The following is a 20,497-nucleotide window of genomic DNA, read 5'->3' as shown; positions in this document are numbered from 1 at the left end:
GGAGGGCAGTCTAGAGCTTGGGCGCGGGCCGGGGACGGATGGGGGGAACGATTGGGGGCGCTGGTGCGCCGTGGATGGCTGACAGGTGATGGAGTTGGCAGGCGTGGTCTTCCACCTGGCGCAGAGAGTGAAGTTTGTAGCTGTCTTTCGGCCCTCTGCCCTGCGCTCTGTGCGGCGCATTTCCCTCCATCCGCCATCAGCCGCGCCAGCGGCGGAACCATGACCCCTCAACCATCAACCCCTAACCCACACTGGGTACACTGGGGCAGTGACCGTTTCGCCGCTCCCCACCCGCCCGCAACCCACGCCGCCGCCCGACCCCGTGACCCATCTGCCGCCGCCTACCCGCAGCCGCTGGACCGGGCCGCTGCTGGGCGTCACCTTGCTGTCGCTGCTCCCGGCGCTGTGGCTGGCCTACGAGCGGGTGCGCTACGAGGAAAGCCATAAGGCAGTGGCGGTGGTGATGGACTACCCGGAGCTGAAATCTCAGGCAGACCGCTACGGGCGTGATCCGCTGGAGCTGCTGGCCGATTACCGCGAGCTGGGCGTGAACGGCGTGGCCGTGTACGAGGACGTGCTGGGGGGCTGGCAGAACCGGGGCGAGGTCTTTGTCAAATCCGGCGCGGACCTGCTGGCGCAGTACCCAGGGGAGGCCTTCGCGCCCGGCAAGTTCTACCTGAGCGAAGTGCGCCCCGGTGCGCTGGCCGCACTGGAGGGCCGCTTTTCCATTCAGCCGCGCTCCGTGACACTGGCCGGGCGCGAGTGGCAGGAGTGGAACATCAACCCCGCCTACCTTCCGGTGGGGCCAGACAACGCCCTGATTGACACGCTGAAATCACAGGGCTATACGGTGATTTACCGCCCCTACGACAATGAAGCCTTGCTGAACGTGGGGGCCGACTGGCCGGAGGTGCCGTTCATTGCCTTCAACGGCACCGAGGTCCCCGGCGCACGCGATCCCCAGCGGCTGGAGCAGGTCAACGCCGCGCTAGGAGACCGCCTGCCCGCGCTGATCGAGGCCACCCCGCAGCGCGGCCTCGGCACGCTGATGGAGGGCCGGGGCGCAGTGCGGATGTTCAGCCTGAACGCCCAGTGGCAGCAGAACCTGCGCCCCGAAGAGACGGCTTCCAAGTACGCTCTGGCGGCCCGTGAGCGCACCCACCGCCTGCTGTACGTGCGTCCCTATCCCACGATTACCGAAACCGAGACCTTCCTGGGACGCACCTCCGAGCTCCTGGGGCGGGCGGGCATCACTCTGGCGCAGCCCCGCGTGGACGCCTTTGCCCCAAATACGGCGCTGCGCTGGCTGACCATGCTGGGGCCACTAGCCGCGCTGCTCCTGATTGGCCTGAGCTACCCGCTGCCCCGGCTGGGCCTGCTGGTGGCGGGACTGGCGCTGCTCGGCGCACTGGGTCTCAACCGCTTCGAGCCGTTCGGGGGCATGGCGCTGGTGGCGTCGATCGCTTTTCCGGCCCTGGGCTTTGTGCTGTGGCGCTCGCGGGTCACGCACTGGTTCACGGCCACGGCGCTCAGCTTGGCGGGGGTGCTGTTCGTCTCGGCGCTGGGCGCGAATCCGCAGAGCATGTTGGGCCTGGAGCCGTTCCGGGGCGTGGGCCTTACGCTGATCGCTCCGCTGGCGCTGGTGCTGGGCAGCTATCTGCCGCGTCAGGATTTGCGCCAGACGGCAGCTGACCTCTACCGCCGTCCTATTTCGATGGGTGACATCGTGGTGATGGGGCTGGCGCTGGTGGCGTTTGCGGTGATGTTCCTGCGCCGGGGCAACACCAGCGCCGTGGGGGTCAGCGACGCCGAGGCGCGTATCCGTCAGGAAGTGCAGGATTCCATCATCCGGCCCCGCTTCAAAGAAGTGCTGGGGCATCCGCTGGCGCTGCTGGGCCTCAGCGGGGGCTTGCCGGGTTACTTTCCGGGGCTGCTGCTGCTGGGCGGCGTGATGGGTCAGGCCAGCATCCTGAATACCTTCGCGCACTTTCACACTCCGCTGCTGATCTCGGCCACCCGCATGTTCATCGGGCTGGGCGTGGGTCTGGCGCTGGGCTACGCGCTGATTTTTGCGCTGCGCTGGGGGCTGCAGCTCTGGGAGACGCACGGCGGTGGCCTGCCGGAGCGCTCTGGCCGCTCGGAGGTGCGCTCATGAGTCTCAGGGTGCTGGTCAGCGGCTACTACGGCTTTGCAAATGGGGGCGACGAAGCGATTGCCCTGAGTATCTCCCGTGAGTTGCGGGCATGGGGGCACACCCCGGTGCTGCTCTCGGCGGACCCGGCGCACACCGCCGCGCACTGTGAGTGCGAAGCCGCTCCGCGAATGAACCCGCTGGCCCTGGCCCGCGAACTGCGCCTCGCCGACCTGCTGCTGTCGGGCGGCGGCGGACTGCTGCAGGACAAGACCAGCGCCCGCAACCTGACCTACTACCTGGGCCTGATCCGGCTGGCGCGGCTGCTGGGCACGCCCGCTGCGGTGTTTAACCAGAGCATCGGGCCGCTGTCGGTGCGCGGCGGCACGCGGGTGCGCCGGGGCGTGCAGGGTCTGCCACTGGTCGTGCGTGACCGGGCCAGCCTGCGGACGCTGGAAACCCTCGGCCTGCAAGGGCAGTTGGGCGGCGACCCGGCACTGCTGCTGACCCCCAGCCCAGCGCTGATCCGGGACGAAACCTCGGTGGTCATTGCCCCTCGCGGCGATGTGGCCGAGTCGCTGCTGCCACTGCGTGACTTGGTATCCCGCTTGCAAGCTGCCGGGCACCGCGTCACCGCCCTTGCCCTGATGCCTGCTGCCGACGGTGAAGCGGCCCGCTCACTGGGCGCCGATACGGTGCTGGAAAGTGCCGACCCACAACTGCTGCTGGACGCCATCGCCGCGAGTGGCTATGTGGTGGGAGTGCGCCTGCACGCCCTGATCTTGGCGGCGGCGGCGGGCGTGCCGTTCGCAGGCCTCAGCTATGATCCCAAAGTGCAGGGCTTTTGCAGCGACGCAGGCGCCCCGGTTCACTCCACTGCTCCCGATGTGGGCTTGCTGCTGGAACAGGTGCAGCAGGGCGTGGGATTTGATAGCCGGGCAGTAGAGGAGATGAAGGCACGGGCACGGGCCAGTTTCGATGTGGTCTTGGGCGCGGCTGGGTGATAGAGCGGCAGCGAGCCTCTCATCTTGCCCTTGATACACTGCACAGCGTGACTGTTCCTGCCGCCCAGCTGCCTACTGAAGCGCCCCAAGCTGCCGCTCTGGCTGCAAACCTGAACCGCCCACCGCTGGTGGCGACAGGCCTGAAGAAGCGTTACGGGCGGCGCGAAGTGGTGCGCGGCGTGGATCTGCGGGTGGAGCCAGGTGAAATTGTGGCGCTGTTCGGCCCCAACGGTGCCGGCAAGACCACCACCTTCTATATGATCGTGGGCTTTATCCGGGCGGGTGAGGGGCAGATTGCACTGGGCAGCCGCGACGTAACCCGTCTGCCGATGCACCAGCGTGCCCGCATGGGTCTGGGGTATTTGCCACAGGAACCCAGTGCCTTTCGCAAATTGAGCGCCCGCGACAATTTGCTGGCAATTCTCGAATATCAGGGCCTCAGCCGCGCCGAGCAGGAGCGCCGCGCCGACGCTTTGCTGGAAGAATTCGGTCTGACCCGGCTGGCGAACAGCGACGCCTACCAGCTGTCGGGTGGGGAGCGCCGCCGGCTGGAACTGGCCCGTGCCCTGACTACCGATCCCGACTACCTGCTGCTGGACGAGCCTTTTACGGGGGTGGACCCCAAGAGCATCCGCGAAATTCAGCGGCTGATCCGTGAGCTGCGGGACCGCCGGGGCATCGGCGTGTTTATCACCGACCACAACGTGCGTGAGACTATCGCGCTGACCGACCGTGTGTACCTGATGTTCGACGGGCAGGTGACGTTTGAGGGCACCCCCGCCGAGTTCGCCGCCAACCCGGATGTGCGGACCCATTACCTGGGCGATGAATTCGAGCTGTAAACGCCAGTTGGTTGCTCTTCAGTCGGCAGGATTCCGACCTTTCCTGAGCCGATGGGCGGGGTAGCAGAAGGTCTTTAACCGACCAGTCTGATCTCCGGCCGCCCACCCTCTCTATCCTGGCCCTTAACGCTTGCTAAACTCCGGGACGTGCTGTGGCTTTTCCTCGGGTTCGTGGTCATCTTGTCGGGCGTGGTGGCGTATGCCGCCGATGTCATCGCCCGCAAGGTGGGCCGCCGACACCTGCGGATGTTTGGCCTGCGTCCCAAAGACACCGCGCTGGTGGTGGCGGTGCTCTCAGGCATGGGGATCAGCCTGGCGAGTCTGGCGGCCTTTGGCGTCATCAACCGCGACGCCATCGCGACCATTCAGCGGGCCAGTCAGCTGCGCCCTGAGCTGGAACGCCTCCAGACCGAAATCGGTGCGGTGGGCGCTGAGCTGGAACGCACCGAGCGTGACCTGGCAGACGTGCAGCAAGAACGTGACGCCGCCCAGCGCGAGGCCCGCGCCCTGGAAACGGAGTATGCCCAGGCCCGCAGCGAGCTGAGTGCCGCGCAGGCGGACCTGAATGAAGCCCGTGCTGCCAGTGCTGGGCTGGAAACCCGCGCCGCTGAGTTGGAAGGCCGGGTGGCCAACCTACGTGAGCGCCGTGACGAACTGGAGCGTCTGGCGCAGCAGGCCCGGGAGCAACTGGGCCAGAGCGAAGAAGCCCTGAGCAGCAGCCGGGCGCGCGCCGATACGCTAGATGCTGAGGTGGCTGCCCTGGACCGGCAACTAAAGACCTTGGAAGGGCAGGCGCAGCAGGCCCGCACCCAGGCCGACGCTGCGGCGGGCCGCGCTGCCGAAGCCGAAACGCGGGCACAGGGGGCCGAGCGGCGCACCCAGGAACTGCAGGTGCAGGCCCAGGCGGCCGCCCAGCGAGCGCAGACGTTGCAGGGTCAGGTGGGTGAGCTGGAAGCCGCCCGTCAGGAGCTGAACGAACAGCGTGAGCAGGCCGTGACTGAGCGGGATCAGGCGCTGGCCACCCGCGACCAGGCGGCCGCCGAGCGGGACCGTGCCGCAGCAGGCCGTGACGTAGCCCTGGCCGCTCAGGCCCAGGCTGAGCAGGAGCGCCGGTCCACCGAAGCCGAGCGGAATGCCCTGGGCCGCGAACGGAACCAACTTCAGACCCAGCGTGATGACCTGCAGACCGAACGCGACAGTCTCCGGGCTGAACGCGACACGCTGACGGCAGACCGGAACCGCCTCCAGACCGAGCGCGATCAGGCGGCCCAGGAGCTAGAAGCCGTGCGCGGCGATGTGGACCGCCTGCGGGCCTTGCAACGTGACCTGCTGGACCAGCAAACCGATCTGGTGGCCGCCAACGCCGAGCTGACCTCGGATCTGGTGAGTACCCGTACCAGCCTGGGGCAACTCCAAGATGAATTTTCCAGTACCCGCACCGAGCTGAGCGCCTCGCGCAATAGCGAACTGGCCTTTACCAAAAACGAGCTGGTCTACTCCGGTGTGGTGGGCAGCCCCGCCGAGCTGGATTCATTCTTGACCAGCGCCTCGCAGGCTGCTCTGGCACGGGGAGGACGCGCCGCCGAGCTGAGCGGTACGTCACGGGCCGGCCTTGAGAGTTCGGTGGGGGCGTTCAGCGCAGGTAGCTTCGTGCAGTGCCGCGCCGATGCCAACGTTCCCGAAGGCTTCGAAGTCGGTCTGTCCTGTGACGCCCGCCCCAACCAAGTGCTTTACACCGCTGGGACTACTGTCGCTGCGGGGACCGTGACCCTGAGTGCAGACGCCTCTGACCTGCAGGTGCAGGTCGAGCGTATAGCGGCTCAGGCCCGCGATCAGCTGCTGTCCCGTGGTTTGACCGACAGCACCCTGATCGGCAGTAGCCTCTCCGTCAGTGAGATGGTCGAACTGCTTGCCGAACTGGTCACACTCTCCGAGACTGGCCCTCAGGCCCGGGTGACTGTACAACTCAAGGCGCGCAGTGATATCCGACTTGATTCACCCGTCAGCCTCCGGGCCGAGGTTGTTCGGTTGCCCTGATGACCGTCGCTGATGGCTGGTAGGGCTGCAGGCATCCTCTCGCCTGCGTTTCAGCCTTGAGCCGCACCGTCGCCCATATCAGCCGCGCTATTCAGCCGCAGGTGCAGATCAGATTGGTCAGATTGGCCTGACGGGTGACTGGAGCAAAAAGCGTCATGCTGCTGGCACGGCGGCCCACTGCGGAGATCAGTGCGTCAGACCCTCCCCAACCCTTACCGCCTACCGGCACAAGCTCCATAATGCCGGCTTTGCGTAGCAGTGCCCCTGGCTCATCTCCATCCAGGTCCGCCCTAAGGAAACCAGGCTCAAAGTGTTTTATCTGAGCATAGGGATTCCGTAAGCCCGTCACTTCAACTTGGGCGGTAGCTCCAGGGTGGAGGCAGGTTTCACGCGGCAAATTCAGCAGGTTCAGCCCACGGGTCAATACGTCTTCGCCCAATTCGGCAGGACGTACGGTAAACCCCTAGGCGGCCAGTTCTTCGAGCAGTTCAGCGCGAATCAGGTGGACTTGCCGCAGATTCTGCTGTGTGGAATCCTGTTTGATCCTGGAATGGTGCTGCACAGTTGTGCCCGCGTGGGCGTCACTTTCCGCTCCCCAGTCTGGGAGGAGCCGGATATGGTCACAGGTCACCTTGCTAAAGCGGCGATCAGGGTCACGGCTGACGTGTTCGACGGTGTCTGTAAGGGGAGGGCGGGATAAGACATCTGGGCACTCCTCATGGGGTGAGATCCACGAAAGGGGATGGATTCAATAACAAAGACCCTCCGCCCTAGTGAATTTCTAGGGCGGAGGGTCTGGAGATCACACTTATTCTACGGTCACGCTCTTGGCGAGGTTGCGGGGCTTATCTACATCTTTGCCCAGTGTGTCGGCGGTGAAGTAGGCCAGCAACTGCATCGGAATGGCATTCACGATGGGGCTGATCATTTCGTCACAGCGCGGCACATAGATCACGTCTTCGCCGTTCTGGACATTTTCGGTGTCGCCGTCGCTGAGAATCAGGATCACGCGGCCCCCGCGGGCGCGGACTTCCTGCACGTTGCTGATGGTCTTTTCGAGCAGGCGGCTCTCAGTGGCGACCACCACCACCGGGAGGTGATCGTCAATCAGGGCGATCGGGCCGTGCTTCATTTCCCCAGCTGCATACGCTTCGGCGTGGATATAGCTGATTTCCTTGAGTTTCAGTGCGCCCTCGTAGGCGGTGGGGTTGTTTACGCCACGCCCCAGGAACAGGTAGTCGCGGGCCTGGTGGTACTTCTGCGCCACTTCACGCACCTGGGCGACCCGCTCGTCGCTCAGGGCCTCGGCCACCAGGCGGGGCAGGGCACGGGCCTCATGAACCAGGCGGGCCACTTCTTCTTTGCTCAGCGTGCCGCGCTCCTGGCCCAGCCACAGCGCCAGCAGCAAAAAGGCGCTGACCATGCTGGTATAGGCCTTGGTGCTCGCTACGCCGATTTCGGGGCCAGCGTGGACATACAGGGTGTGGTCCAGCTCACGGGTCATGGAGCTGCCCTTGGCGTTGATGACGCCCAGCGTCTGTGCGCCGCCAGCTTTGGCTTCACGCATCCCTTCCAGGGTGTCAATGGTCTCGCCCGACTGACTGACGGCAATGGCCAGGGTGCGGTCCGTGACCACCGGCTGGCGGTAGCGGTACTCGCTGGCGACGTCCAGTTCTACGGGGACTCGGGCCAGTTGTTCCAGCAGATACTTGCCCACCATGCCCGCGTAGTAGGCCGTGCCGCAGGCCACGATATGAATGCGGTCAAAGGAATTGGGGTCCAGCTGGGTATCCAGCTCTACGTTGCCTTGATCGTCATGCAGGCGGCCCAGCAAGGTGTTGCTCAGGGCCTGGGGTTGCTCGAAGATTTCCTTTTGCATGTAGGAGTCGTAGCCGCCTTTTTCGGCTGCTTCGGCGTCCCAGTCGATGGTTTCTACCTCGCGCTGTACCGGCTGGCCCTGCAGGTCCGTGATGCGGTAGCCGTCGTCGCTGAGGATCACCATGTCGCCGTCTTGGATAAAGACCATCTGGCGGGTGTAGTTCAGCAGCGCAGGCACGTCGGAGGCCAGGAACATCTCGCCCTCGCCCACGCCCATCACCAGCGGGCTGACGGTCCTGGCCGCCACGATCTCGCGGTGGTCCTTGTGGGTCACCACCAGCGCATACGCGCCGCGTACCTGGGCCAGCGAGGCGCGCACGGCTTCTTCAAGGTCGCCCGTGTAGGCTTCTTCGATCAGGTGCGCCACCACTTCGCTGTCGGTGTCGGACTTGAACTCGTGGCCGCGCTCCAGCAGGCCATGCTTGAGTTCCAGGTAGTTCTCGATGATGCCGTTGTGAACCAGCACAATGTCACCGTTTTCGGTGGTGTGCGGGTGGCTGTTGGTGTCGTTGGGTGGGCCGTGGGTGGCCCAGCGGGTGTGTCCGATCCCGAACGAGCCGCTTAGGGGCGCACGTTCCAGGTCTTCGGCCAGGTTGGCTAGCTTACCGGCCTTCTTGCGGGTGGCGATGCAAGCACCGTCACCGATGGCGATTCCGGCGCTGTCGTAGCCGCGGTATTCCAGCTTACTCAGACCCGAAATCAGGATTTCTTGAGCATCTTTGGGGCCGATGTATCCAACGATTCCACACATAACTACTCCTCTGGACCGCTCCTGAATTCAGGGCAGCCGACATACTTCCCGGCGGATCAGGCCGGGCGATCATCACAGGTTTTTGGTGTACTGACCTTCAATCTACACTGCGCTGGCCTTATGCCTCAGTCGCCTGAGGGGTTATCGCCGCGCTTGCCCTACCGAGAACCCATGGTTTGTGGCAGGGCCGGGGAGGAGGGTGTAGGCCACCTGAAGGCATCCGCAGAAACTCGCTCACCTTCACCTCGTCTTCTGACCTGCCGTGTGGACCAGTCAGACCTTGCGCTTCCCGAAGCTGAAATAAGGACACCGTGCCTATTTCGCGGCGCAGCATAGCACGGCTGATCTGATGCGGCAGACTCCAGCCCCATGCCGGGCTTTAGGCGAACTTAAGCTGGAGCCTGCCATCACGGCGCTTCAGGCCGGTTGCAGCTCGGCATACCCCTCCAGAATCCGGGTGTGCAGCTCGTCACCTTGGGGCAGCTCGGTCAGTTGGGTGACGGTGGCGGCCAGGCCCTTCTCTGCAATGAGTGCCTGCAATTCTTGTGCCTGAGGGTCTTCAGCATTGCGGAAGTGCAAGGCGGCGGCGGCTCCGCGCAGCAGCGCATGGGCAGGCAGTCCCAGGTCACGCGCCATCCGCGCTGGACCAATCAGGCGCTCCTGCGGCCCCAGTTTGCGGACCGGTTCGCGGCCTACCCGCGTCACCTCGTCGTGGATATGGGGATTCTTGAAGCGGGCCTCAATCCGCTCGATATAGGCGGCGTGCTCGGCTGCGTCAAAGCCGTGGGTCTGCACGAGCGCGGCGCCGCTTTGCTCCATTGCCTCCCGCACCTGCTCAGCTGTTTCAGGTTTCCCCATCGCATCGGCCACCGTGCCTAAGCCGCGCAGCGAGCCCAGGTAGGCGGCGATAGCGTGCCCAGTGTTGAGGGTGTACAGCTTGCGCTGCACATAGGCCATCAGGTCGTCGGTGACTTTCATGCCCTCAATCTGGGGAATACCTCCCTTGAAGGCCGGTCCCTCCACGTACCACTCGTAAAAGTCCTCGACACCTACGTCCAGCACGTCTTCGCCCTCAAACGGCGGCACGATCCGGTCCACGCTGGCATTGGGAAAGCCCACCGACTGCTCCAGATAAGCGCGGCCCGCGCCGCTTAGATGCGGCAGAATCTGCCCCCGCAAAAAGGCGCTGGCGCCCACCTTGTTCTCGCAGGCGATGATGTTCAGCGGTCCCGCTCCTGCCTGGGCACGCTCTTCCAGCCCACGGGCCAGGGTGGGGGCGATGATCTTGAGTACGTTCGGACCGACTGCGGTGGTGATCAGGTCGGCCCCGGCGATGGCTGGCACGGTCTCGTCCCCAGTGGAGAGCACCCCGGTCACACCCTGAACCCGCTCGGTGCGGGCCTCCAGGTCCAGGATGTGAATGTCGTACTCGCCGCGCTCGCGCAGCGCCCCGATCACCTGCTCGTTGACGTCGGCAAAAACCACGCGGTAACCGCTGTGGGCTAGCAGTGCTCCGATAAATCCGCGCCCGATATTGCCTGCGCCGAAATGCAGTGCCGTTTTGCTGTCGTTCGGTCTGGTCATAGCTCTTTATCTCGCTTTCTACGAATTGAAGTCCGGAATCTACAGACTTGCTGAACCCCGCCGTCACCTCAAAAGAAGAGCGCCCACAATCCGGTAGGATTGACAGGCGCTCAGGGGCAGCACAGGCCTTAGCCAGCGCTGAGGGTGCGGTACAGTTCGTCCGCGTCGGTGGTCTGGGCCAGGCGCATCACCGTCTGCTCATCTTCCAGTACGGTGGCAATCTTGGAGAGAATCTCCATGTGGTCGTTGCCCTGACCGGCGATTCCGATGACCAGATAAGCGGTCTGTCCGTCAAAGTCCACGCCCTGCGGATACTGATGCACCACGATACCGCTGGCCTTGATGGCAGGTTTGGCGGCGTCCACACCGTGCGGAATGGCCACGCCGTTGCCGATATAGGTGCTGACCAGTTCCTCGCGCTCCAGCATGGCAGGGACGTAGTTGGGATTCACGTAACCGCTCCGGACCAACGCTTCGCCAGCGCGGCGGATGGCGGCGTCCCGGCCTTCGCTGGCCAGGCCGATCTGGACGTTCTCGCGGCGCAGGACACCACCAGACGGTGCAGGGGCAGGTACAGAAGGAGGAGTGGTTGGCGTAGGCGCTGCAACTGACTGCGCTGGAGCCGCTGCTGAAGTCTCCGCTGGCACCGTGACCACTTGGACTGGAGCAGCGGTAGGCATCACAGCGGCTGCTCCAGTTCCGGCGGCGGCTGTTTTCAGCTCGTCAATCATGCGGTCATAAATCGGGTTGCCCACAAAGTTGTCAATCGAGACATGACGCGCGCCCGGTTGCTTGGTGCGGGCCCGGCTGGTCAGGTTCTGCTGGGTGACCACGATGTCGGCATCACTGGGAATGTTTTCGATAGAGGTGTTGGTCACTTCGATGGGCAGACCGGCAGCCTGGACCTTGCGCCGGAATCCGGTGGCTCCCATCGCGCTGGACCCCATACCGGCGTCACAGGCGAAGACCACTTTGCGGACAGGTTGCGCCGACAGTTCACTCAGGTCGGAGGTCAGCGTCGGGGCCGTGCCCGTACCAGCCGCCACACCAGCGGCAGCAGGGGCAGGTGCGCCGCCCTTCATCTCGCGCGAACCGCTTTGGGCCGCTGCCAGATCATCTTCGGTGTAGGTGGCGCCGCGCAGAATCAGCGCTGAAACGGCGAACGACACGGCGGCGGCCACGATGACCGCAGCGATGTTGGCAAGGAATCCGTCACGCGGCGTCAGTGCCAGGATGGCGAAGATGCTGCCGGGTGAGGCGGCCGAAACCAGACCGCCGCCCAGGGCCACCAGGGTGGCGATGCCTGCCATTCCCCCGGCGATGACGGCCAGGATCAGCGCCGGACGCATCAGGACATAGGGGAAGTAGATCTCATGGATGCCGCCCAGAAAGTGAATGATGGCCGCGCCGGGGGCTGAGCTCTTGATGGCTCCCTTGGCGAAGACCCAGTACGCCAGCAGCACGCCCAAGCCTGGGCCGGGGTTGGCTTCCAGCAGGAAGTACAGCGACTTACCAGTTTCGGCGGCCTGCTGGGTGCCCAGTGGGGTCAGGATGCCGTGGTTGATGGCGTTGTTCAGAAACAGAATCTTGCCGGGTTCGATAAACAGCGACACCAGCGGTAGCAGTCCGGCAGTGACCAGCCACTGCACGCCGCCTGAGATCAGGGCGCTGAAGCTTTCCACCACCGGGCCGATGGCGTAGTAGCCCAAAATGGCCAGCAACGCACCGATGATGCCCGCCGAGAAGTTGTTGACCAGCATCTCGAAGCCCTGGGGCACGCGGTGGGCGGTGGCCGCATCAAACTGCTTGATGATCCAGCCGCCCAGCGGTCCCATGATCATGGCCCCGATAAACATCGGGATGTCGGTGCCGGCAATCACACCCATCGCGGCAATGGCACCGATCACGCCGCCGCGGTGGTCCGCCACCAGCCGTCCGCCCATATAAGCGATCAAGAGGGGCAGCAGATAGGTGATCATGGGACCGACCATCTCGCCTAGGCGTTCGTTGGGCAGCCAGCCGGTCGGGATAAACAGGGCCGTGATCAGGCCCCAGGCGATAAACGCGCCGATGTTGGGCATCACCATGGCGCTCAGGAAGCGTCCAAAGCGCTGCACCATGTCACGGCCGCTGTTGGTTTGATTAGGGGTGGTCATAGCTCCTCCTTGGATCCGCTGCAGACCGGCTTTCGGGGAGTCGGGCAGCTCTCCTGGGACTTTTTTCCCTGGGTGGGCCTATCATGCGCCTTCGTGCCCGCCAGGTGCAATGTATTTGGCCGCCATTTATGCCTTGCCTCCGGCTAACCGGCTTGGGCTAGCATGGGTTCTGGAGAGTCCCCTGATGCCCACCTATGTGTACAAAAATCTAGAAACCGGCGAACTCTATGAATTCAAGCAGAGCATGAAAGACGAGGCCTATACCCATCACCCTGAGACCGGCGCGCCGGTCAAGCGCCTGATCTCGCCGCCTGCCATCGCCTTCAAAGGCAGCGGATTCTATGCCAACGACTCGCGTCAGTCCACGTCAAAATCAGCCTCGGCCACTCAGGCGAAGAGCGAGAAGACGGCCAACACAGAACAGTCCACGTCGCCGGCCATCTCGGCTCAAAGTTCTGGAGACAGCGGATGAGCGGGCCAGCATGGGCTGATCGCCCCTGGAAGCCGCTTCTGGCCGCCCTGCTGCTGGCGGGTACTGTTGGGGGTGCTTATCTCACCGGACAGGTCACGGCCCAGCGGGCCTTGGTCGTTCCAGACGAGATCAACACCGTAGAGATCGTGCAGCGGGCGCGCCCGGCGGTGGTGCAGGTCAATAACACTCTGGTTCCCGAAGTCATCATGCCGGGCGATGATCCGGTCGAAGTCGGGACCGGGTTTTTCTACAAAGAAGACCTGATCGTGACGGCCTATCACGTCGTGCAGGACAGTGAGAGTGTGACTGTCACCCTCTACAACGGACGCACGGTGCCTGCGAAGGTTGAAGGCATTGACCCCGGCATTGACGTGGCGGTCCTGCGCGTGACGGCGGCGGACGCCCCGCAGACGCTGAGTTTCGGAACCAGCCGGACCCTGCTGCCGGGCCAGAAACTGATCACCATCGGATCGCCGCTGAAGATCCGCAATTACGTCGGCACCGGCATTTTCAGCGTCATGGCTCCCGCTTCGCAGATTCCCCGCACCGATGGAATCGCCAGTGAAGTTCCGGAGTACATCGTCAGCACGACCAGCATTCAGGGCGGTAACTCCGGTGGACCCATGCTGGATTCGCGGGGTGCGGTGGTGGGGATCGCCAATGCCAATGCGGCGGCCAATCAGCTGGCGGCAGGCATCATCGGCATCGCTGTGCCGGGCGATATGGTGCAGCAGACCCTCAGCGACCTGGAACAGACCGGATCGCCGCAGCGTGGCAATCTGGGCGTGACCCTGGTATCGCTGGAAGATCTGGACCCGGCGCTGCGTCAGCTGGCCGGCCTGGTGAGCAACCAGGGCGTGCTGGTCGACGAGATTCAGGCGGGCAGCCCGGCAGGGCGCGCGGGCCTGCGCGGATCGCTGCGTAACTCGCGTGGTCAGCTGCTGGCTCCCTTGGGCGACATCATCCTGGCGGTAGACGGTCAGACCGTGACCCAGCCCTTTGATGTGACCTCGCTGGTGGCGGCCAAGCGGCCTGGGAATACCGTACGTCTGACCGTCTGGCGAGATGGTCGCCGTCAAGATCTCAATGTGACCTTGCAGCAGCGCAGCCTTGAAGAATTCCAGACCGCGCCGCAGGTGCCTTATCCCGACTTGACCACTCCTTTCCCCGGACCTGAAGAGCAAATTCCCTAAAGCGCGCTGGCCTGACCGCTTTGACAGGCCAGCGCGCTTTAGGCTTTATGCTGCGGAGCAGAATGGCACATTACGTGATGGCGACCGGCGGCACTGGGGGACACATTTATCCGGCGGTGGCCGTGGCCCAGGAACTGATCCGGCGCGGGCATACTGCGGCCCTGCTGGGTCAGCGTGGGGGCATGGAACAGGGGGCTGCACAGCGGGCCGGGCTGGATTTTCTGGGTGTCGAGGCCGGCAAGCTGGTCCGCTCGGGACAGGGCCGTCCCGACCCGCGTGAGCTGCTGCGCGCTGCTGGTGGTGTGGTTCAGGCCCGGCGGGCCTTACAGGCCCAGCGACCTGCCGCCGTGGTCGGTTATGGCGGCTTCGCCAGCTTGCCAGGTGTTTTGGCCGCACAGTCGCTGGGCATTCCTACCGTGCTGCATGAGCAGAATGCCCACCTCGGCCTGACCCAGCGGCTGGCCGTCGGCCGGGCGCGCGCTGTGGGCACCGCCTATGATGAGGTGATCGGTTTGCCCCAGGGACGCGGCGCGCTGGTGGGGATGCCGGTCCGCGAGGAGCGCCTGACCCGCCCAGAGGCCCTGGGCCGTTTGCAGGACGCTGGACTGGCCCTGGACCAGAACCGCCTGACCTTGCTGGTAATGGGTGGCTCGCAGGGTTCACTGGCGCTGAATCAGGGTGTGCCAGCCGCACTTCGCAACGTGCTGGGCAGTGGGGAATTGCACGGCGAGCTGGTGCAGGTGCTGCACTCTACCGGGCCACGCTGGCTGGAAGAGGTGCGCCCAGTGGTGGCCGACTTGCCCTGGTATCACGTCACGGGCTTTGTGGACGCTCCCGCCGCCTGGAGCGTAGCGGACCTGGGCATCACCCGGGCGGGTACCGGTACGCTGGCCGAAGCAGCTTTTTACGGCGTGCCGCTTATCATGGTGCCGCTGCCCGAGTCTGCTGAGAACCATCAGCTTCACAACGCGCAGGCCGTGCAGCGGGCCGGTGCCGGGCGTCTGGTAGAGCAGAGCGGGCTGGCCGCAGAATTGGGAGGACGGGTGCTAGAGTGTGGACTGCCAGGCACGCGCCAGGAGATGCGCCGGGCGGCCCAGCAGCGCTCCCCTGCGGGAGCCGCCGCCCGGTTGGCTGATCTGATCGAGCAGCTTTAGCTTTTCCTTTTCACGGTACGTAAGCGCCCCTGCCTCACTTCCACCATGACCAAACTTTTTACTTCTGAACATCCTTCGCCCCAGGACACCCACATTCACCTGATGGGCATTGGCGGCATCGGCGTAAGTGCGTTTGCGCGGCTGCTCAAGGCGCGTGGCTACCATGTTTCGGGTTGTGACGCGCAGGTGTCGGAACTGACCCGTCAGCTGGAAGCTGAAGGCATTGCCGTGCATATCGGCCATGACGCCTCGCACCTGCAGGCCACTCCGGAGCGGCCCGCTGCCAGTGTGCTGGTGGCGTCCGAGGCTGTCCCCAAAAGCCATCCTGAAGTTCAGGCCGCCCTGCAGGCCGGGATGACGGTGCTGCCCCGCATGCAGCTGCTGGCCGAGTTGTTGGAGGCGTCACCGTCTATCGGCGTTATTGGCACACACGGCAAGACCACCACCAGTTCCATGATCGCGGTGGCGCTGCTGGGGGCTGGGCTGGACCCCTCAGCCTTCGTGGGCGGCATCGTTCCCGAATTTGGCGCCAATGCCCGTGCCGGTCAGGGACCTTTCGTGGCTGAGGTAGACGAATCCGACCGTAACTTTGCCGCGCTGCACTGCGAAACGGCAGTCTTTACCAACGCCGAAGACGACCATGTGGGCGGTAATCAGGCAACCTACTGGGAGACGGTAGAAGAGCAGCACGCCGGCTTTGCCCGCTTCGTATCACAGGCGCGCCGGGCCCTGTACTACGCCGACTGGCACGGTCTGGAAGGTCAGGGGCTGGATGAGTTGGTGGCGGGCTGCCCTGAGCAGCTGTCTTACGGCACCTCGGAAGGCTGCACCTACCGGGCTCACGACGTGCGTCCTGATCCGGCGGGAACCAGTTTTACGGTGATGTACAGAGGGAATGTGTTGGGAAAGGCGCGTGTCAGCCTCCCAGGCCACCACAACGCCATGAACGCTCTGGCCGCCTTGGCCGTGACTCACCTGTACGGCGGTGAATTTGCGGCGGCGTCACAGGCACTGGCTGCCTTTAAGGGACCAGGCCGCCGCTGGCAGCACATCGGCGAAGTGCGGGGTGCCCAGGTGATTGACGACTACGCGCACAATCCCACCAAATTGCAAGCCGCTGTGCAGGCTGCTCAGCAGACCGGGCGGCGGGTCCGGGTGGTCTTTCAGCCACACCGCTATCTCCGCACCCAGCAGTCCTGGCCGCGTCTGGCCGACGCCCTGATGAACGCTGACGAGGTGCTGGTCATGGACATCGCCTCAGCCAACGAGACGCCCATTGAGGGGGTCCACGCCAGGCTGATCGTGGACCGCATGCAGGGACGTGGTCATTTGGGCGTACGTTATTGGCCTGAGCGTAACGATATCGTGGAATACCTGCGCCGGACGGCTGAGGGCGGCGACATCATCGTGACGATGGGCGCGGGTGACGTGTGGCAGCTGGCCCGCGAACTGGTCGGTCCGGAGTTGCCACAGCCCTCCACGCCGCTGCGGGAGGCCCGTTAAATGACGGTTTCAGCGCTGGGCACCCGCGTGGAGCGCCAGCCACTGGCCCGTTACACCACCGTGGGCGTGGGCGGCGAGGCCGAAATCTGGTTTGTGGAAACTCTGGACGGACTGCACGAAGCCGTGCAGGCTCCTTACCGGATCATCGGGGCAGGCAGCAACCTGGTGATTCACGACAGCGGTGTCCCTGAGCGGGTCATCCGGCTGTCCGGCCCATTGGCGAAGGCTGATCTGACTCCTGATCCCGGGCTCAGTGACCCGGTCAACGGCCTGATCGTGACTGGCTGGGTAGGCGGGGGCACTCCACTGCCGGGCCTGCTCCGCAAATTGCAGGCGCTAGGTTGGAGCAATCTTGAAGGCACGGTGGGGATTCCTGCCCAGGTGGGCGGAGCCGTGTGGATGAACGCGGGAACCCGCTTTGGGGAAATGTTTGATGGTCTGCACACCTTGGAGATCGTGACGCCGCAGGGCGTGCGCCATATCACCCCCGACGATCTGAACTGGGGCTACCGCAACAGCGACCTGCCGCGGAATCACATCGTGTCGCGGGTGCGTCTGAAGTTGCAGCAGAGCACGCCTGAAGAGGTGCAGGCCCGCATGACCCACGCCGACGATGCCCGCAAAGGCCAGCCCAAGATGAAGACGCCTGGGTGTGCTTTCAAGAATCCAGGTGGTGTGAGCGCTGGCATGCTGATTGACCGTGCCGGACTCAAAGGTGAACAGATCGGTCAGGCCAGGATCGCTCCCGAACACGGCAATTTCATCGTGAATTTGGGTGGGGCCACCGCCGCTGACGTGCTGGGCCTGCTGCGGCTGATCAGGGGCCGACTGGCTCCTGCGCTGGACGTGCCGCTGGAGCTGGAATATGAAATCTGGCCTGAAGAGGCCGCCGCTGATCTCCGCTGAGGCGGCTCCAACGGCCCACTGACGGATTGATCCTCATGTCCCTTTCTTAAAAGCCGTTAAGCTAGGGGTCATGTTCGGCCGCACCCCGCCTCCAAGTCCACGCAAGAAGTGGCAACCGGACGATGACGAAGCTGTCTTCTACGACGATCAGGATCTGCCTCCTGAGCCGGAGTTGGTGCCGCAGAGCCATGAACAGCCTGCGCCCTATTCGCCAGATGACTGGAGCCGTGCCGACGTCTATGCTGCAGGTACCCCGGCTGATGCGGCAGCGGAGTCGGACCAGCCCATTGCCCATGCTCCGAATGCAGAGGATTCGGCAGAAGTTGGCGTAGCGGAACCCGGTCCCGCCAGTCCTGTGCCACGCACCCGGCTGAGGCGCTGGCGGCTGTTTGCCCGTTCCCAGCTGCAGGTTGTCCCACTGTCTGAGGCGGTCCCTCAAGTGTCTGCTTCAGAGGGCGACCCACTAGAGGAAAAGGCTGACACATCCTCAGACGTATTGCCAGAAAAGCTGCCCGAAGTGCACAGCTCGGCGGATGTCTGGCATGAGGCAGGCACTGGGCCTTTCCCCGCCCCTACCTTGGTAGAAGAAGCGGAACTGGTGGAACGGCCCAGGGAAGCAGACGGTGCTGTTGTCTCGGAGTCGGTCACTGTCCTTCCAACTGGCGTTGCCAGCCAGCGACGCCTGCGCTGGGGTTGGTTGCTGCTGCCCCCCGCCCTGCTGGCCCTGGCAGCGTCGTGGTTTGCCCTGCCGATCCGCGAAGTGACGGTCAAGGGTCACCGCCATCTCCGTGCCGAGCAGGTGGTTCAGGCGGCGGGCATTACACCGGATTACGGCTGGCTGTATTATGGTCAGCCACAGGCGGCGGCCCTGCTGGACAATCCCTGGATTGCCTCGGCCGAGGTGGTGCGGCAGTTTCCAGGCCGCGTCAGCATCACCGTAACCGAGCGCACGCCTCACGCGGTCTTGCGGGAATCGGGCCACGAGCCAGTGGCGGTGGCAGAGGACGGAACCCGCTTGCCCGGTGCTGATCTGAAAAGCAAACTGCCTACCATCAGCGGCTGGGGACCAGACCGAATTCGTGACGCTCTGACCGCGCTGGATGCTACGCAGTCATACGGGGTACAATCGGTCGAGTACACTCCCACCGGACTGCTGGCCACTACGGCGGAGGGTTCGGCCTGGAGTGGCGATCTGGAGTCACTGCTGAAGTACGCCGGAGCGTTAGAAAGCTACCCAAACCACCAAATTCATATCTACCCCTGGGGGGTGAGCGTCCAGGAATGAAGGACAACCGAATGATTGTGGGCCTCGACATCGGCACCACCAAAATCACCACTGTGATCGGCGAGCTGGCCGGAGACGGCAGTATTGACATTATCGGACAGGGCAGTGTCCCCAGCGAGGGCCTCAAGCGTGGCTCGGTGGTCAATCTGGACCGCACCGTGCAGGCCATTAAAGAATCGGTTCACCGTGCCGAGCGTGTGGCCGGTGTCAAGGTCGAAAGCGCCTATGTCTCGGTGGCCGGGAACCACACCAAGGCGATCACCAGTCATGGGTTGGCCGCGATTCGCCGGGGCCATGAAATCACCGACACTGATGTTCACCGGGCTGTGGAGAATGCCCAGGCGGTTCCGCTGGACCCCAATCTGGAAGTGCTGCATACGCTCCCGCAGGAGTACGAGGTGGACGGCCAAGAAGGCATCAAGAGCCCTGTGGGAATGCACGGTGTTCGCCTGGAAGTGGACGTGCATATCGTGGCTGGGACCGCTGGGCCACTGCTGAACCTGCGCCGCTGTGTGCAGGAAGCGGGCCTGCGGGTAGACGGCTTCGTATTGCAGGCGCTGGCCTCCGGCCTCTCGACGGTGGATCTGGGGGAACAGAGTCAGTCGGTCATCGTCATCGATATGGGCGGCGGCACCACCGACATCGGGGTGTTCCGCCGGGGCAACCTGGCGCACAGCGCTTCTATTCCGATTGGCGGCGACCACGTGACCGCCGACCTGGCCCAGATTCTCAAGATTCCCATGGAAGAGGCTGAGGATGTCAAGCGCCGCTATGGGGCTGCACTGCCCGAAATGGCCGACGCCGACCTGAGCCTGGAGATCACCACCGGGCAGGGCAAAACCCACGCCCTCAGCGCTCAGGAGCTGTCCCGCGTCATCAAACCGCGCTTGGCCGAAATTTTCGGCATGATCCGTGATGAGATTGATCAGACCCTGGGTCCAGTGGAACTGATCGCTCAGCACGTCATTCTGACGGGTGGCGCCAGCAAGCTGCGTGGCATTCAGGAACTGGCGCGTGACCGCTTCCGCGTACCAGTTCGTATGGGCAAGCCGACCAACGTTGGTGGCCTGATTGACATTGTGAATGGGCCGGAATACGCCGCTGGGGTGGGTTTGGTGCTGTTTGGAGTCCAGGAAGACGGACGCCTGCTCAGCCCCGCACCCGCCCCGCTGCCCGAACCGGAGCCGCAGCCTGTTCCGGTGCCGACCAAGGCCAAGCCTCGCCGGGAGCGCGAGCCGGAGCGGGAACGTGAACCTGAAAGGCCCGCCCCGCGTGCGCCGGAGCGCGAACCCTTGCCGCCCCGCGCTCCTGAACAGCCACAGCCCAGTTTGACTGGGCCAGTGCAGACGCAGGTGCTGCGGACCTCGCTCCAGGCGCAGGAACAGCCCGGCGCTGATGGGCACAAGCCTGGTCTGATGGACCGCTTGCGGCGGCTGCTGAGCGACTGGCTCTGAGGTTCGTTGGTGGGCAGGCTGGGCCGCCTTTCCACCCTCCCCGCGCTAAACTGCCCTGAGCGTCAACCCCCTTTATCAATTTCTTTGCTGTGGCTGGTCCCGCAGGCCAACTGAGGCCAGCCATAGCGCTCCGGAGCCGGGAGGCCC

The 20,497-nt window shown here is 64.4% G+C and carries 16 protein-coding genes; 12 read left to right on the top strand and 4 right to left on the bottom strand.

Annotated elements, in window-relative coordinates; translation table 11 throughout:
• The first annotated feature begins 268 nt into the window (after positions 1 to 268).
• From LMT64_RS08425 to LMT64_RS08410, 4 genes are all read left to right on the top strand, one after another.
• Positions 269 to 2,155 carry a DUF5693 family protein gene (locus LMT64_RS08425; protein WP_229253157.1) on the top strand — a complete coding sequence of 629 codons (1,887 nt, stop codon included), beginning with the start codon at positions 269 to 271 and terminating at the stop codon, positions 2,153 to 2,155.
• On the top strand, positions 2,152 to 3,135 hold the full coding sequence (gene csaB / locus LMT64_RS08420; RefSeq protein ID WP_126351081.1) for a polysaccharide pyruvyl transferase CsaB: 984 nt from the start codon (positions 2,152 to 2,154) through the stop codon (positions 3,133 to 3,135). Before LMT64_RS08425 ends, csaB begins: the two co-directional genes overlap by 4 nt.
• 47 nt (positions 3,136 to 3,182) lie before the next feature.
• Positions 3,183 to 3,977 carry an LPS export ABC transporter ATP-binding protein gene (gene lptB, locus LMT64_RS08415; protein WP_211334156.1) on the top strand — a complete coding sequence of 265 codons (795 nt, stop codon included), beginning with the start codon at positions 3,183 to 3,185 and terminating at the stop codon, positions 3,975 to 3,977.
• Positions 3,978 to 4,124: 147 nt separating this feature from the next.
• Positions 4,125 to 6,014: a DUF3084 domain-containing protein gene (locus LMT64_RS08410; protein WP_126351082.1), complete on the top strand. Its 1,890-nt coding sequence runs from the start codon at positions 4,125 to 4,127 to the stop codon at positions 6,012 to 6,014.
• 91 nt (positions 6,015 to 6,105) lie between these two features.
• Here LMT64_RS08410 and LMT64_RS08405 read toward each other — a convergent pair whose 3' ends face one another.
• Complete coding sequence (locus LMT64_RS08405) at positions 6,106 to 6,252, bottom strand: hypothetical protein (protein ID WP_170165904.1); 147 nt, start codon at positions 6,250 to 6,252, stop codon at positions 6,106 to 6,108.
• Positions 6,253 to 6,387: 135 nt separating this feature from the next.
• Here LMT64_RS08405 and LMT64_RS08400 point away from each other — a divergent pair, with 135 nt between their 5' ends.
• A complete protein-coding gene (locus tag LMT64_RS08400; RefSeq protein ID WP_229253156.1) occupies positions 6,388 to 6,714 on the top strand; it encodes a hypothetical protein in 327 nt (108 codons plus the stop codon).
• 108 nt (positions 6,715 to 6,822) lie between these two features.
• On the opposite strand, the gene glmS is transcribed toward LMT64_RS08400, so the two are convergent.
• The 3 genes from glmS to LMT64_RS08385 form a co-directional block, all read right to left on the bottom strand.
• The gene (gene glmS / locus LMT64_RS08395) at positions 6,823 to 8,643 is read right to left on the bottom strand and encodes a glutamine--fructose-6-phosphate transaminase (isomerizing) (protein WP_126351084.1); all 1,821 of its coding nucleotides are present in this window, start codon (positions 8,641 to 8,643) and stop codon (positions 6,823 to 6,825) included.
• 417 nt (positions 8,644 to 9,060) lie between these two features.
• A complete protein-coding gene (locus LMT64_RS08390) occupies positions 9,061 to 10,227 on the bottom strand; it encodes a mannitol-1-phosphate 5-dehydrogenase (protein WP_229253155.1) in 1,167 nt (388 codons plus the stop codon).
• Positions 10,228 to 10,355: 128 nt separating this feature from the next.
• The gene (locus LMT64_RS08385) at positions 10,356 to 12,383 is read right to left on the bottom strand and encodes a PTS mannitol transporter subunit IICBA (RefSeq protein ID WP_126351086.1); all 2,028 of its coding nucleotides are present in this window, start codon (positions 12,381 to 12,383) and stop codon (positions 10,356 to 10,358) included.
• A gap of 184 nt (positions 12,384 to 12,567) precedes the next feature.
• Here LMT64_RS08385 and LMT64_RS14235 point away from each other — a divergent pair, with 184 nt between their 5' ends.
• From LMT64_RS14235 to ftsA, 7 genes are all read left to right on the top strand, one after another.
• Positions 12,568 to 12,855, top strand: coding sequence for an FmdB family zinc ribbon protein (locus LMT64_RS14235; RefSeq protein WP_126351087.1), 288 nt, complete (start codon positions 12,568 to 12,570; stop codon positions 12,853 to 12,855).
• On the top strand, positions 12,852 to 14,048 hold the full coding sequence (locus LMT64_RS08375; protein ID WP_126351088.1) for a S1C family serine protease: 1,197 nt from the start codon (positions 12,852 to 12,854) through the stop codon (positions 14,046 to 14,048). Before LMT64_RS14235 ends, LMT64_RS08375 begins: the two co-directional genes overlap by 4 nt.
• Positions 14,049 to 14,110: 62 nt before the next feature.
• A complete protein-coding gene (gene murG / locus LMT64_RS08370) occupies positions 14,111 to 15,202 on the top strand; it encodes an undecaprenyldiphospho-muramoylpentapeptide beta-N-acetylglucosaminyltransferase (protein WP_126351089.1) in 1,092 nt (363 codons plus the stop codon).
• Between the two features lie 45 nt (positions 15,203 to 15,247).
• A complete protein-coding gene (gene murC / locus LMT64_RS08365; protein ID WP_229253154.1) occupies positions 15,248 to 16,705 on the top strand; it encodes a UDP-N-acetylmuramate--L-alanine ligase in 1,458 nt (485 codons plus the stop codon).
• Positions 16,706 to 17,611: a UDP-N-acetylmuramate dehydrogenase gene (locus LMT64_RS08360; RefSeq protein ID WP_126351091.1), complete on the top strand. Its 906-nt coding sequence runs from the start codon at positions 16,706 to 16,708 to the stop codon at positions 17,609 to 17,611.
• A 70-nt stretch (positions 17,612 to 17,681) separates the two neighbouring features.
• A complete protein-coding gene (locus tag LMT64_RS08355) occupies positions 17,682 to 18,896 on the top strand; it encodes a cell division protein FtsQ/DivIB (protein WP_126351092.1) in 1,215 nt (404 codons plus the stop codon).
• Complete coding sequence (gene ftsA, locus LMT64_RS08350) at positions 18,893 to 20,350, top strand: cell division protein FtsA (RefSeq protein ID WP_229253153.1); 1,458 nt, start codon at positions 18,893 to 18,895, stop codon at positions 20,348 to 20,350. Before LMT64_RS08355 ends, ftsA begins: the two co-directional genes overlap by 4 nt.
• Positions 20,351 to 20,497 lie beyond the last annotated feature (147 nt).

Origin of the sequence: Deinococcus radiophilus, from assembly GCF_020889625.1 — a bacterium.
Lineage (GTDB): Bacteria > Deinococcota > Deinococci > Deinococcales > Deinococcaceae > Deinococcus > Deinococcus radiophilus.
This window is presented reverse-complemented; position numbering and strand designations above follow the sequence as displayed.